Raw genomic sequence first — 13903 nt, 5'->3', positions numbered from 1 at the left:
ACAATGCTATTCAACCAATCGTCACGCCTGGCCAAGATCACCAGCCCACTGGGGCCGGATGTGCTGCTGCTCAATGAAATGGGCGGCGGCGAAGAGTTGGGCCGGCTGTTCAACTTCGAATTGCAGCTGACCTCGCTGGACGCCAACATCGACCTCAACCAGTTGCTGGGCAAGCCGATGAGCCTGAACCTGCAACTGGCGGACGGTGGCGAGCGGCACTTCCACGGTATCGTGGCGCGCTGCAGCCAGAACATCGACCAGGGCCAGTTCGCCAGTTACCAGGTGACCCTGCGCCCGTGGTTGTGGCTGCTGAGCCGCACGTCCGACTGCCGGATTTTCCAGAACCTGAGCATCCCGCAGATCATCAAGCAGGTGTTTCGCGACCTGGGTTTTTCCGACTTCGAAGACGCCTTGAGCCGGCCGTACCGCGAGTGGGAATACTGCGTGCAGTACCGCGAGACCAGCTTCGATTTCGTCAGCCGCCTGATGGAACAGGAAGGTATCTACTACTTCTTCCGCCACGAGCAGGACCGCCACGTGCTGGTGCTGGCCGACGCCTACGGCGCCCACGCCAACGTGCCCGGCTACGCCTCGGTGCCGTACTACCCCAAGGACGAGCAGCAGCGCGAGCGCGACCATATGCACAACTGGCACCTGGCGCAGGAAGTACAGCCCGGCTCCCTTGAGCTCAACGACTACGACTTCCAGCGCCCCAGCGCCAGCATCGACGTGCGCTCGGCCATGCCGCGACCGCACACCGCCGGCGACTACCCGCTGTACGACTACCCCGGCACCTACGTCAAAAGCGAAGACGGCGAACACTACGCACGCACCCGCATCGAAGCCCTGCAAACCCTGCACGAACAAGTCGAATTCAGCGGCAACGCACGGGGCCTGGGTTCCGGCCATCTGTTCAGCCTCACCGGCTTCAGCCGCCGCGACCAGAACCGCGAATACCTGATCGTCGGCGCCCGCTACTACATCGCCCAGGAAAGCCTCGAAAGCGGCGCGGGTGCGGCCTCGGCCCAGTTCGAAAGCACCCTCACCTGCATCGATGCGCAGCAGAGCTTTCGACCGCTGGCCAACACCTACCGGCCCATCGTCAAAGGCCCGCAAACGGCACTGGTGGTGGGCCCCAAGGGCGAGGAAATCTGGACCGACCAATATGGCCGGGTGAAGGTGCACTTCTATTGGGACCGCCACGACCAGTCCAACGAAAACAGCTCGTGCTGGATTCGCGTGTCGCAGTCCTGGGCCGGGAAAAACTGGGGCTCGATGCAGATTCCACGGATCGGCCAGGAAGTGATAGTGAGCTTCCTGGAAGGCGATCCGGACCGGCCGATCATCACCGGGAGGGTGTACAACGCCGAGCAGACCGTGCCTTACGACTTGCCGGAAAATGCCACCCAAAGCGGGATGAAAAGCCGCTCCAGCAAAGGCGGTACGCCGGCCAACTTCAATGAAATCCGCATGGAGGACAAGAAGGGGCTGGAACAGTTGTACATCCATGCCGAGCGGAATCAGGACATCGTGGTGGAGGTGGATGAAAGCCATTCGGTGGGGCATGACCGCAATAAGACTATCGGCCACAACGAGACGGTGACCATTGGCTCCAATCGCCTGCGGGTCGTGCGCAACAACGACACCGTGCTGGTGGGCGGGGCCAAGTCTGACAGTGCCGCCACGACCTACACCATCGAGGCTGGCGACAGTATTCGCCTGGTGTGTGGCGACAGTGTGATTGAGCTCAAGGCCGGTGGAGACATCAATCTGACCTGTGGCTCGTTCAACCTGTTTTCCTCGGGCAGCAGCAAGATCCAGACAAAAGGCAAACTGGACATCAACCTGGGCAGCGACAAGGGCACCTCCCCCGGCGCTCAGGGCGTGCAAGGCACGATCAAGTCCGCCGTCGAGTCAAAATTTCCCGGCAAGCCCGGTGCTGGTCAATAACGAGATTTCTCCACCATGAATTACCTGATCAACGAAGCCCGATTCACCCTGCCCGATGCAGAGGTACAGGACACCTCGATCAACATTCTCAAGTTCGCCAAGCTGGGCACCACGCTGGTGGTGAGCCGCAGCCCGTTGGCCGATGGCGAGACCTTGCAAGACAACTTCGAAGGCCAGCTGAAAAAGCTCGAACAGCAGGTCAAGGACCTTCGTTACTCGACGGCCCAAGCCGTCAAAGTAGGAACGGCGCAGGACATCGACGCCTTTGAAGTTCAGAACCGTTTCAACAAAGGCAGCGACACTATTTACCAATATCAGCTGGCGATGCAGATACCCGGCACACGCAACCTGATTGCCTTGAGCTACGTCAAGACGCAGCCCCTGGGGCCTGCCGAGGCGGCACATTGGGCGACGCTCAAGAGCACGCTCAACTTCGTCGCCACGCCCTGAGTCGAGTCTGAGCAATGAGTGAAGACCTGTGGGCTGCCCGCGAAGGCGACGCACTGCTGCACACCTCGGTGATGGCCGATATTCTCGGCGGTGTACTGGAAGTGGCAGCCTATGCGGCGATCACCACTGTGGGCTGCCTGGCGGTGGCGGCGGCTGTTGCCATCACAACCGGTGCGACTATCGCTACCGGCGGCGTTGCCCTGGTGTTGGTCGTGGGTGCAGTCGTAGGCATTACCGCGGGGCTCACAGGGGCTGATCTGAAAATATCCAGTTGGTGCGAGTCAGCCGCCAACTGGGTGTTCCCGCCGGTGATCGACGCCTTCATCACCAGCGGCTCGGACGACGTCTTCATCAATGGCAAAAAGGCCGCCCGCGCCGCCGGCAAGATGACGGCCGTGCCGGTCGCGCCCAGCGAGCCACCGGCGCCCAGCTTCCTGGACATGGCCGGGGAGTTTTTCTCACAAATGTGGCGCCCGACCGTCGCCTCGCCCGCGCCCGGCACCGAGCCTTGCCCGCTGGATACCGTGGCGTGCAACAAGCACCCGCCGATGCCCCTGCAATTCATTGCGGAGGGTTCCAGCTCGGTGTTCATCAACGGCCAGCCTGCGGCGCGCAGTGGCGATCGCAGTACGTGCGACGCCAAGATTGGTACAGCCCCGGGCCTGATCTCGCCGGATGTGCGCATCGGCGGCGGGACCATCGTGGTGCAGGAAATTCGCAGCGGAAAAACGCCGGGCGTAGGCCTGGCAATTGCCGTGGTGATGGCGTTGCGGGGCAACCTGAAATGCTTCTGGACCAAGCTGCCGTGCCTGGTCGGTGGTTTGCTGGTGGGTGGCGCCATATCATACGCAACCAGCAAGGTCACTTCGGCTCTCAAGAGCGCCATGAATGGCTCGCCCAATCCGGTTCACAGTGCCACCGGGGCCAAGATTCTGGGCGGGGATGAAGAGCTGGATTTCGTGCTGCCGGGCTTGCTCCCGATAGATTGGCAGCGCTTCTACAGCAGCCTCGACACACGCCAGGACGGCCTCTTTGGTGCGGGCTGGAGCGTTGCGTATGAAGTGTCGATCGAGGTAGATGCAGACGAAAACCTGGCCTACATCGATGAGCAAGGGCGCCGCCTGGAGATCGGCTACATCCCGTTGTCCGGCGGAGCGTTCGACCCGGGCCAAGGCCTTGCGGTCAGGCGCAGTGCCGACGGCGCGGTATTGATCGAGAGCATCGACGGCCTGTATCGACTGTTCGAGCCCGACCCGCTGAACAGCGCGCAGATGCGTCTGCAGCTGCTGGGTGATCGCAATGAAGGGCGGATCTTTCTCGACTACGACACTCTGGGCCGGCTGCATCGCCTGCGCGACACCCATGACTTGATGCACGTCGAGCTGAACTACTCGGCCGAACACCCACGGCGCGTGAGCCACATCGAACGGCGTTACCTGCGCCAGGAACATTTCGACGCGCGCAGCGATGTGCTCGTCAGTTACCGCTATGACAGCAACGGCGACCTGGCTGAAGTGTTGGACGTGCAAGGTACAACCCGTCGACGCTTTGCTTATGACCACGGCCGGCGAATGGTCGAACACCAGTTGCCGGGTGGCCTGCGCTGCTTCTATCAATGGGCAGCAGTGTCCGGGCCCCACGGTGAAGAGTGGCGCGTGAGTCGCCACTGGACAGACGCAGGCGATGAATACAGCTTCGACTACCATCTCGACGCCGGCATTACCCGGGTGACCGACGGCCTGATGCGCGTCAGCACCCGGCATTGGAACCCTCAGTACCAGATCACCCGCTACGTCGACAACCTGGGCCATACCTGGCAATTCGAATGGAACGAAGATCGCCTGTTGCTCGGCGCGATTGATCCACAAAACGGCCAGTGGCGCTTCAATTACGATGAGTCCGGCAACCTGAGCGCGGTGATCGATCCACTGTCCAGAACCAGCGGCACACAGTGGTTGGAACATTGGGCATTGCCCCAGGTGGAAACCGACCCGGCAGGCAACAGTTGGCATTATCGCTACGACCAGCGTGGCAACTGTATCGAGGAAATCGACCCACTGGGCAACAGCACACGCTATGTCTATGACGGGTTCGGCCAGCCGGTGCGCATCATCGATGCCACCGAAAAAACCAAAACGCTGCATTGGAACGAATGGAGCCAACTGGTCGAAGCGGTGGATTGCTCGGGTTATCCCACCCGTTATCAATACGACGCTTTCGGCAATCTGGTGGTGCAGACCAATGCGGAAGGTGAGTCGGTTCGCTACCGGTACGGACCCGAGGGGCTATTGCTGGAATGCCAGCTCCCGGATGGTCGCGTGGAGCAGTTCCAACGCAGTGCCAGCGGTTATCTCACGGCCCATGTCGACCCGGCCGGTAGCACCACGCGCTATGCCTATGACCTGCGTGGCCAGGTCAAACAACGCTGGGACGCGCACAACCGCACAGTCATGTTCGATCACGACGCGTATGGGCGACTGCGCAAACTTACCAATGAGAACGGCGAAAGCTATCGCTTTGAGTGGGATGCGTGCGACCGCATGGTTCAGCAGCAAGACCTCGACCAGAGTCGGCGCTGCTACACCTATGACCCGCTGGATGATGTCGTCGCCGTCGACTACCTGCCGGGAACCGAAGGCGAACCGGTAGCGCCGTTGTCACACCAGTTTCAGCGAGATCCGGTTGGACGCCTGGTCAGCAAAGTCACCGCCGACGGCACCACCGTCTACGAACATGATCTGAACGATCAACTGCTCGGCGTCACGTTCACCGCGCTTGACGGTCAGCAGCAGCGACTGGGTTTCAGCTACGACGCGCTGGGGCAACTGCTGCAGGAGCAAAGCACAGCGGGCTCCTTGCAGCATCACTACGACGAATTGGGAAACCTGATTCAGACCCAGTTGCCCGACGGTCGATGGCTGAACCGCCTCTACTACGGCAGCGGTCACCTGCATCAGTTGAATCTCGATGGGAAGGTCATCAGCGACTTTGAGCGTGATCGTCTGCATCGCGAAGTGCAGCGCACTCAAGGTCAACTCAGAACGAACACCGCGTATGACCGCAGTGGAAGGGTTCGCTCGCGCCAGCGCCGCAGTATTGATCAACCGTGGCAGTTGCCGCCGTTGGTTGAAACTGACTACAGCTACGATCCCAGCGATAACCTGATCGGGCGTCGGCGTGTTGACCGTGTTCATGATCGTCAAGAGCACTTGGGTTACGACAGTACCGACCGGATTCTTGTCTGCCACCAAGTGGGAAGGAGCGAAACCTACGCCTATGACGCCGCAGCCAACCTGCTGGATAGCCCGCATCAGGGAGGCCTAGTACGGCATAACCGGCTGCTCACCTATCAGGACAAGCGTTATCGATACGATACCTTGGGTCGTATGATCGAAAAACGCAGTGGCATCCGGGGTTTTCAGCGCTTTGCCTACGACGCTGAAAGTCGCCTGGTTGAAGTGCGAAATGAGAGCGGCAGCGTGGTCAAGATGAGCTATGACCCACTGGGGCGACGCGTCGAAAAAACAGAGCATGACGACAATGGCAATCCACTGGGACAGACGCGTTTCATCTGGGATGGTTTACGCCTATTGCAGGAACACAAACACAGCCAGACCAGCCTTTATGTTTATGAAGGGGAAAGCTACGCGCCTCTGGCCCGAATAGACGGTACCGGGTCGCTGCAAAAAATTCGCTACTACCACAATGATCTGAACGGGCTCCCTGAGCAGTTGACAGAGACCGATGGACACACCCTCTGGCAGGCCAGCTACCAAGTGTGGGGCAATACGTCGGAGGAGGTTCGCGAGCCTTACTACCTTGAAGAGCAGAATCTAAGGTTTCAGGGACAGTACCTGGACCGAGAGACGGGGCTGCATTTCAATACATTTCGGTTTTATGATCCGGATGTGGGGCGTTTTACAACGCCTGACCCTATCGGGCTGGCAGGAGGTTTTAACCTTTATCAGTATTCTCCTAATCCTTCGGGATGGATCGATCCGTTGGGGTGGGCACCTTGCGGCGCAACCACTAGCAAGCTTCAGGCACACGCCAACGCCGCTAGAAAGGCCGTTTACAGTAACCCGCAAAGGTCCTTGACCCCGAAACAAAGAGCAGCAGTAAAAAGAGCCTATGACAGAGGTGATCTCGGACAAGCACGTTCACGCTATCGTCGGTATGTAGGGCAGAGAATAGATGCAGACTTCAAAACCAGAGTGAAAAATGACCCATCATTGGGGCATTTGGAGGTATCAAAATCAGGGCAACGTCTACCCGATGTGTATGAAACTAAAACTAAAACCTGGTGGGATCTCACGACGAAGGCTGACTGGAAAAGAGGCACGCATCAGCGGCGTTACGGGGACTGGGGCAATGGTTATGAAGGAATATTATGGTGAGTGAAAAAATTCCATCAAAAGTACTGTCCGGTGTTGAGCAGGACGGACTCGTTTTGCCTAAAAAAACACGCTTTGAAAACGAACTCATCAGTGGTTGCAAACTGAAAAACGCGAAACTCTGCGATCCGATTTTTGATCAATGTGTTCTGGAAAATTGCGACTTTGAGAAAGCTGACTTTTCCGGCTCGCGATTCTTCAATAAAACATCCTTGACCCATTGCTCGTTCAAGAATACGGACTTTCAAGCGTCAGGTTTCAGCAATAGCAAATTTGAGAACTGCACGTTTGTGAAATGCAACTTTCGAGAAGCGTCATTGAAGGATTGCACCTTTGCCAACTGCACCTTCTCTCAATGCAAAATCATTGATAACTCGTTTAACGCAAAAAATCTCACCAATATTAAATTCATTGGAAAACTCCAGGAAGTAAATTTCATATCAGACCAGGCCCACACCCCACTTTCTGCCGACTTTGAACTTTGCAAACTCGATTATGTAACCTTTGAAAACTGCAACTTAGAAAACATCACTCCTCCCACTGAGGCCAAGCACATTTTTTTCAAGGACGTGGCAGCCCGTGCAAAAAAAGCACTCACTGTCATATCTTCTGAACCTGAAAGCCAGATCAATAAAATATTAAAGCGACGACTGCTGAAGCTCACAACTCAACGAGGTGCCATTTTCAACACTGACAACCTAGAAGATTATGAAGGCGCGGAATTCACCACACGATTTATTTCACTTCTTCAGGATGCTTAGGCAACACAAAGGGGAAAGATAAGTTATCGACGTCTACGCGCTGCAATCACTCAGCCACGACTCATCCGGCCAAGTAAGAAAAGGCATTTGACGCCAACAAAAAATGGGCACCCGACCCAGTCGGCGTGCCCATTTTTCATCCCGCGCTCACACTCGCATGTGCGTAGCGCGTTCTACATGACTTACGGATTGACGCTGTCTTTAAGCGACTTGCCTGGCTTGAACGCAACGGTGTTGCTCGCCTTGATTTTCACCGGCTCGCCGGTTTGCGGGTTTTTGCCGGTGCGGGCGCCGCGGTGGCGCTGCAGGAAGGTGCCGAAGCCCACCAGGGTGACGCTGTCCTTGCGATGCAGCGCGCCGGTGATTTCTTCAAGTACGGCGTTGAGTACGCGGTTGGCCTGTTCTTTGGTCAGGTCTGCTTTTTCTGCAATAGCGGCTGCGAGTTCTGGTTTACGCATAAGTGAAGCCTCTTTGACGGTTTTTTGTTGTTATGTCCGTGCTGCTCTCTATCGGAGCAGCGCCCAAGGCGCCGCAGGCTCTACTCTGCGGCAGACGGGAGTGAGGATGGCATGCCATCGGGGCCTGCGCCAGTCTCACGGCGACCTTTCTACGGTCAAAATGATGCTTAATCCGACAGAACGACCGCTATTTACGCCAGCAACGGTGGAAGTTCTTTGTTGAGGGCGAGTTTTTCCATCACGGCAGTGCCTGTCAGTGCGTAGCCCAGCAGGCGCCCGCTGGCGTCGCGGCACAGGGCCTTGATGTCGGCGCCCTGCCCTTCGACGCTCCAGACGCCTTCGGTGCCTCGTGGCGGTGGCGAGACGACCAGCGGGCAGATCGGGGTTTTTACCGTGACGGGCATCGGGCCGTAGCTGACGGCGGTCGCGTTGCCCGCGAGGGTCTGGGCCAGGGCGCGGGCGCAGCTCATCAGCGGCATTATATACAGCAGGTTCAAGCCATCGACCTCGGCACAGTCGCCCAGGGCGTAGATGTTGGCGTGGGAGGTCTTGAGGTGGCGGTCGACCATGATCCCGCGGTTGATCTGCAAGCCCGCCGCAGCGGCCAGGTCGACACGCGGGCGCAGGCCGATGGCAGACACCACCAGGTCGCACTGGATCACTTCACCGTCAGACAGATGGGCTTCCAGGCCGTCAGCGTTGCGTTGCAGGCGATTGAGCACCGGGCCCAGGTGGAAGCGCGCTCCCAGGCCTTCCAGGCCGGCCTGCACCGCTGCGGCCGCCGCCGGGTGCAGCAGGGTCGGCATGACTTGCTCGCACGGCGCCACCAGGTCGATCTCGTAGCCGCCCAGGATCAGGTCGTTGGCGAACTCGCAGCCGATCAGCCCGGCGCCCAGCAGCAGCACCCGGCGTTTACCGGCCGCCGCCGCACGGAAGCGCGCGTAATCTTCAAGGTCGTTGATCGGGAAAATCAGGTCAGCGGCGTCACCCTGTACCGGCACCCGCACGGTTTCTGCGCCCCAGGCCAGGATCAGGTCGCGGTAGACCACCGCTTCCTCACCGATCCACAAGCGCTTGTGGCCCGGGTCAATGCCGCTGATGCGGGTGTGGGTGCGCACTTCGGCTTTCAACTGCTCGGCCATGGCGCCCGGTTCCGCCATGCTCAGGCCGTCGGCTTCCTTGTTCTTGCCAAAGCCCGTGGAGAGCATGGGCTTGGAGTAGGAGCGCCCGTCATCTGCGGTGATCAGCAACAGCGGGGTTTCGCTATCGAGCTTGCGAAACTCCCGAGCCAGGTTGTAACCGGCCAAGCCCGTGCCGACGATCACGACAGGTGCGTTCATTCCTTTCTCCTTGTAGTTAAATTCTGGTTTCAGCCGATTTCGATCATTTCGAAATCCATTTTGCCCACGCCGCAGTCCGGGCACAGCCAGTCTTCCGGGACGTCCTGCCACAGCGTGCCCGGAGCGATGCCGTCATCCGGCCATCCGTCTTTTTCGTCGTAGATCAGGCCACAGACGACACATTGCCACTTCTTCATTGCTTGTTTCCTCAGGTCCAGGCGCGTTGGCCCACGGTCGATAGATGCAACCTTGCCGTGCGGCTCAGGGCGTTTTGTACTGATCAGCAGCCGCAGATGCAAGCATGATCGACGCATGAGCCTGGCGCGCTCCGGCAAAAGTCCAGGGCGCCATGGTAAGCTCGCCGCCTCATTAACTGCCAATAATGACCCTCCGTGCCGCATTCAAACGCCCTTCCCGATGCTTGCCGATGGCTGACCCAGAGCCTTCTGAGCCCACTGCCCGCGCCGCTGACACTCGACTGGCTGTTCGATGAAGGTTCGCTGACCCGGCGCCTGACGCGCCTGTCCAGCGATGGTTTCAGCGTGACGCCGCTGTTCGAAGGCTGGCAGCCACTGCGTGACGACGAATGCGCCACCCTGGACTTGCCCGCCGCCAGCATCGGCTGGGTGCGCGAGGTGTATTTGCGCGGCCACGGCCAGCCCTGGGTGTTTGCCCGCAGCGTGGCGGCCCGCAGCGCGTTGCAGGATGATGGTTTGCACATGGATGAGTTGGGTAGCCGGTCGCTGGGGGAGTTGTTGTTTTGTGACCACGCCTTCACGCGCCAGGCCATCGAGGTATGCCGTTACCCACGGGAATGGCTGCCCGTGGCGGACCAGGCCGATCACCTGTGGGCACGCCGCTCGCGTTTTGATCGCGGGCCGCTGAGCGTGCTGGTGGCCGAGATCTTCCTGCCGACCTTGTGGCAAGCCGTGCACGACCACCCGGAGAATTGCTGATGTATCAGCGCCTGCTCAAATCCCTGAATCACTTGAACCCAAGGGCCTGGGACTTCATTCAGTTGACCCGCATGGACAAGCCCATCGGCATTTATCTGCTGCTGTGGCCCACGCTGTGGGCGCTGTGGATTGCCGGCAAGGGTTCGCCATCGCTGCTCAATATCCTGATCTTTGTGCTCGGCGTGATACTCACCCGGGCCGGCGGTTGCGTGATTAATGACTGGGCCGACCGCAAAGTCGACGGCCATGTGAAACGCACCGAACAGCGCCCGCTGGTGAGCGGCAAGATCAGCTCGAAAGAGGCACTGGTGTTCTTCGCGGTGCTGATGTTCATCAGTTTCCTGCTGGTGCTGCTGACCAACTCCATGACGATCTGGCTGTCCCTGGGCGGCCTCGCGCTGGCGGCCAGCTACCCGTTCATGAAGCGCTACACCTATTACCCGCAGGTGGTATTGGGCGCAGCGTTTTCCTGGGGCATGCCGATGGCGTTCACCGCCGAGACGGGCAGCCTGCCCGCCGCTGCCTGGCTGCTGTACATCGCCAACCTGTTGTGGACGGTGGGCTACGACACGTACTACGCCATGACCGATCGCGATGACGACCTGAAAATCGGGGTCAAATCCACCGCCATTCTGTTTGGCGAGGCCGACCGGGTGATCATCCTGACGTTGCAGGGCCTGGCCCTGGCTTGCCTGTGGCTGGCGGGGATGCGCTTTGAGTTGGGTGGCTGGTTCCACCTGGGCTTGCTGGCGGCGGCCGGGTGTTTTGCCTGGGAGTTCTGGTACACACGGGACAAGGACCGGCTCAAATGCTTCAAGGCGTTTTTGCACAACCACTGGGCCGGGTTGGCGATTTTTGTCGGAATTGTGGCGGACTACGCCTTCAAGTGATCAAGGGCGAGGGGCACGTCCCCTCGCCACAGCCGTGATCAGGGTTTGATGACGTGCCAGACGTCGCCTTTACCGTCTCCAGACTTGTCGCCTGCCGCTTTGTCATTCTTAAAGGTATAAACCGGCTTGCCCTCATACGCCCACTGACTGGTCTGATCCTCACGGGTGATGACCGTCCATTTGCCGGCCGGTTTATCCGTGGATTCCGCCTTCAGGGGCGGCCAGTTGGTTTCGCAGGGGTCTCCGTTGCAGTTGGACTTGCCATCCTTGTCTTTGTCGAAGGTGTAAAGGGTCATGCCCTTGTGGTCCACCAGCATCCCGCCCTTCGCCATCCCGGGCTCCGCCGCAACCGCCAGTGCCGGCAGCGTCAACGCGGCCGTTACCAGCAGGGCTTTCCAGGAAAAAGTACTGTGAGTCATGGGGACCTTCCTTTTGTGGTTGTCAGGATTCGGACCCAAAGCGTAGTCCAGAGAGGCGCCGATTGCCCGAGCGACTAAATTACTGTCACACGACTGCAATAATTCCGTTATCTAATGCGGCGCAAGACAGTTAAATGACAAGAGGATTTAGCATGGTTGGCAGGAGCATTCTGATCGTTGACGACGAAGCGCCCATTCGCGAGATGATCGCCGTTGCGTTGGAAATGGCCGGCTATGACTGCCTGGAGGCGGAGAACTCCCAGCAGGCCCATGCCATTATCGTCGACCGCAAGCCGGACCTGATCCTGCTGGACTGGATGCTGCCCGGCACCTCCGGCATCGAGCTGGCCCGTCGCCTGAAGCGCGATGAGCTGACCGGGGATATCCCGATCATCATGCTCACCGCCAAGGGTGAAGAGGACAACAAGATCCAGGGCCTGGAAGTCGGCGCCGATGACTACATCACCAAGCCCTTTTCCCCACGGGAACTGGTCGCCCGTCTGAAAGCCGTGCTGCGCCGCGCCGGCCCTACCGATGGCGAAGCGCCTATCGAAGTCGGCGGCCTGCTGCTGGACCCTATCAGCCACCGCGTGACCATCGACGGCAAGCCTGCCGAGATGGGCCCCACCGAATACCGCCTGCTGCAATTTTTCATGACCCACCAGGAACGCGCCTACACCCGCGGCCAATTGCTGGACCAGGTCTGGGGCGGCAACGTGTATGTGGAAGAGCGTACCGTCGACGTGCATATCCGCCGCCTGCGCAAAGCCTTGGGCGACGCTTACGAGAATCTGGTACAAACCGTGCGCGGCACCGGCTACCGGTTTTCAACCAAAGGCTGAGCCGCAGCGAACTGCCCAGACAGCTGAAAGGACGCGTGTTTAAGTGAACCAAAACTGGCATGGCACCCTGATCCGCCACATGCTCCTGTTGATCACCGGCTGCCTGCTGGTGGGCCTGGTCAGCGGCTATTACGGCTGGAGCCTGGCCGTCGGCCTGGGCCTTTACCTGGGCTGGACCCTCAAGCAATTGCTGCGCCTTCACGAGTGGCTGCGCCAGCACAAACCCGACGAAGCGCCACCCGACGGCTACGGCCTGTGGGGCGAGGTGTTCGACAGCATCTACCACCTGCAACGCCGCGACCAACGCGTGCGCGGGCGCCTGCAAGCGGTGATCGACCGGGTGCAGGAGTCTACGGCCGCGCTGAAAGACGCGGTGATCATGCTCGACAGCGACGGCAACCTGGAATGGTGGAACCGCGCCGCAGAGACCCTGCTGGGCCTCAAGACGCCCCAGGACAGCGGCCAGCCGGTGACCAACCTGGTGCGTCACCCGCGCTTCAAGGAATACTTCGAGCAGGACAACTACGAAGAAGCCCTGGAAATCCCGTCACCGACCAACGACCGCGTGCGCATCCAGCTGTACCTGACGCGCTACGGCAATAACGAACATTTGATGCTGGTGCGCGATGTCACGCGTATCCATCAGCTGGAACAGATGCGCAAGGACTTCGTCGCCAACGTCTCCCATGAACTGCGCACCCCGCTGACGGTGATCTGCGGCTACCTGGAGACGCTGCTCGACAACGTCGAAGACGTGAACCCGCGCTGGACCCGCGCCCTGCAGCAGATGCAGCAGCAAGGCGGGCGCATGCAAACGCTGCTCAATGACCTGCTGTTGCTGGCCAAGCTGGAAGCCACTGATTACCCGTCGGACAACCATCCGGTACCGGTGCAAAGCCTGTTGCAGACCATCAAGAGCGACGCCCAGGCCTTGTCCGGGCAGCGGGAACAGCAGATTACCCTCGAAGCCGACCCCTCGATCCTGCTCAAGGGCAGTGAAGGCGAACTACGCAGCGCGTTTTCCAACCTGGTGTTCAACGCCGTCAAATACACCCAGGACAAGGGCAATATCCGCATCCGCTGGTGGGCCGACGACCAGGGCGCCCACCTCAGCGTGCAGGACTCCGGGATGGGCATCGACGCCAAGCACTTGCCGCGCCTCACCGAACGCTTCTACCGCGTCGACTCCAGCCGCAACTCCAACACCGGCGGCACGGGACTCGGCCTGGCTATCGTCAAACATGTGCTGCTGCGCCATCGCGCACGGCTGGAAATCAGCAGCGTGCTGGGCCATGGCAGTACCTTCACCTGTCATTTCCCGCCGACCCAGATGACGCGTTCACGGGTTACTCATCAGGACGAGTGACCCTCCACCCGGCAGCCGCCACTAGGCAAGCGCCCCGTCAGCCGCTACATTGGCTGACTTGTGCCTGCCTTTCAGGC

Annotated in this window: 12 protein-coding genes; 8 read left to right on the top strand and 4 right to left on the bottom strand. The window is 59.6% G+C overall.

Annotation, left to right across the window (positions count from 1 at the left end; translation table 11 throughout):
• Positions 1-3: 3 nt before the first annotated feature.
• From HKK54_RS11165 to HKK54_RS11150, 4 genes are read left to right on the top strand one after another with little or no spacing between them, the layout of a single operon-like run.
• The gene (locus HKK54_RS11165) at positions 4-1950 is read left to right on the top strand and encodes a type VI secretion system Vgr family protein (RefSeq protein WP_010168280.1); all 1947 of its coding nucleotides are present in this window, start codon (positions 4-6) and stop codon (positions 1948-1950) included.
• Between the two features lie 15 nt (positions 1951-1965).
• Positions 1966-2400 (top strand): DcrB-related protein, encoded by a 435-nt coding sequence (locus HKK54_RS11160; RefSeq protein ID WP_169386813.1) that lies wholly within the window; start codon positions 1966-1968, stop codon positions 2398-2400.
• Positions 2401-2414: 14 nt separating this feature from the next.
• Positions 2415-6797 (top strand): RHS repeat-associated core domain-containing protein, encoded by a 4383-nt coding sequence (locus tag HKK54_RS11155; protein ID WP_169386812.1) that lies wholly within the window; start codon positions 2415-2417, stop codon positions 6795-6797.
• Positions 6794-7555 (top strand): pentapeptide repeat-containing protein, encoded by a 762-nt coding sequence (locus HKK54_RS11150; RefSeq protein WP_169386811.1) that lies wholly within the window; start codon positions 6794-6796, stop codon positions 7553-7555. The genes HKK54_RS11155 and HKK54_RS11150 overlap by 4 nt, the downstream gene beginning before the upstream one ends.
• Positions 7556-7737: 182 nt before the next feature.
• Here the strand turns inward: HKK54_RS11150 and HKK54_RS11145 are convergent, their stop codons facing one another.
• The 3 genes from HKK54_RS11145 to HKK54_RS11135 form a co-directional block, all read right to left on the bottom strand.
• Positions 7738-8013, bottom strand: coding sequence for an HU family DNA-binding protein (locus HKK54_RS11145; protein WP_003213368.1), 276 nt, complete (start codon positions 8011-8013; stop codon positions 7738-7740).
• A 191-nt stretch (positions 8014-8204) separates the two neighbouring features.
• Entirely contained in the window at positions 8205-9353 is a 1149-nt protein-coding gene (locus HKK54_RS11140; protein ID WP_169386810.1) for an NAD(P)/FAD-dependent oxidoreductase, read from the bottom strand.
• Between the two features lie 29 nt (positions 9354-9382).
• A complete protein-coding gene (locus HKK54_RS11135) occupies positions 9383-9550 on the bottom strand; it encodes a rubredoxin (RefSeq protein ID WP_003213373.1) in 168 nt (55 codons plus the stop codon).
• A 195-nt stretch (positions 9551-9745) separates the two neighbouring features.
• Between HKK54_RS11135 and HKK54_RS11130 the strand changes: the two genes are divergently transcribed.
• Both HKK54_RS11130 and ubiA read left to right on the top strand, forming a co-directional pair.
• Positions 9746-10309, top strand: a complete 564-nt coding sequence (locus tag HKK54_RS11130; protein WP_169386809.1) for a chorismate--pyruvate lyase family protein — start codon at positions 9746-9748, stop codon at positions 10307-10309.
• On the top strand, positions 10309-11199 hold the full coding sequence (gene ubiA / locus HKK54_RS11125; RefSeq protein ID WP_010168311.1) for a 4-hydroxybenzoate octaprenyltransferase: 891 nt from the start codon (positions 10309-10311) through the stop codon (positions 11197-11199). Before HKK54_RS11130 ends, ubiA begins: the two co-directional genes overlap by 1 nt.
• 38 nt (positions 11200-11237) lie before the next feature.
• Here the strand turns inward: ubiA and HKK54_RS11120 are convergent, their stop codons facing one another.
• Positions 11238-11618, bottom strand: coding sequence for a COG4315 family predicted lipoprotein (locus HKK54_RS11120; protein ID WP_010168314.1), 381 nt, complete (start codon positions 11616-11618; stop codon positions 11238-11240).
• 152 nt (positions 11619-11770) lie between these two features.
• On the opposite strand from HKK54_RS11120, the gene phoB reads away from it, so the two are divergent.
• Positions 11771-12460, top strand: a complete 690-nt coding sequence (phoB, locus tag HKK54_RS11115; RefSeq protein WP_003176964.1) for a phosphate regulon transcriptional regulator PhoB — start codon at positions 11771-11773, stop codon at positions 12458-12460.
• 43 nt (positions 12461-12503) lie between these two features.
• Positions 12504-13826 carry a phosphate regulon sensor histidine kinase PhoR gene (gene phoR / locus HKK54_RS11110; RefSeq protein WP_010168316.1) on the top strand — a complete coding sequence of 441 codons (1323 nt, stop codon included), beginning with the start codon at positions 12504-12506 and terminating at the stop codon, positions 13824-13826.
• Positions 13827-13903: the final 77 nt, after the last annotated feature.

Source organism: Pseudomonas sp. ADAK13, from assembly GCF_012935715.1.
Classification (GTDB): Bacteria; Pseudomonadota; Gammaproteobacteria; order Pseudomonadales; family Pseudomonadaceae; genus Aquipseudomonas.
This window is presented reverse-complemented; position numbering and strand designations above follow the sequence as displayed.

Excerpts from the sequence above, each read along its gene's own strand:
- HKK54_RS11165 (WP_010168280.1), top strand. The coding sequence starts at position 4 with ATGCTATTCAACCAATCGTCACGCCTGGCCAAGATCACCAGCCCACTG.
- HKK54_RS11160 (WP_169386813.1), top strand. The coding sequence starts at position 1,966 with ATGAATTACCTGATCAACGAAGCCCGATTCACCCTGCCCGATGCAGAG.
- HKK54_RS11155 (WP_169386812.1), top strand. The coding sequence starts at position 2,415 with ATGAGTGAAGACCTGTGGGCTGCCCGCGAAGGCGACGCACTGCTGCAC.
- HKK54_RS11145 (WP_003213368.1), bottom strand. The coding sequence starts at position 8,013 with ATGCGTAAACCAGAACTCGCAGCCGCTATTGCAGAAAAAGCAGACCTG.
- HKK54_RS11140 (WP_169386810.1), bottom strand. The coding sequence starts at position 9,353 with ATGAACGCACCTGTCGTGATCGTCGGCACGGGCTTGGCCGGTTACAAC.
- HKK54_RS11135 (WP_003213373.1), bottom strand. The coding sequence starts at position 9,550 with ATGAAGAAGTGGCAATGTGTCGTCTGTGGCCTGATCTACGACGAAAAA.
- ubiA (WP_010168311.1), top strand. The coding sequence starts at position 10,309 with ATGTATCAGCGCCTGCTCAAATCCCTGAATCACTTGAACCCAAGGGCC.
- HKK54_RS11120 (WP_010168314.1), bottom strand. The coding sequence starts at position 11,618 with ATGACTCACAGTACTTTTTCCTGGAAAGCCCTGCTGGTAACGGCCGCG.
- phoB (WP_003176964.1), top strand. The coding sequence starts at position 11,771 with ATGGTTGGCAGGAGCATTCTGATCGTTGACGACGAAGCGCCCATTCGC.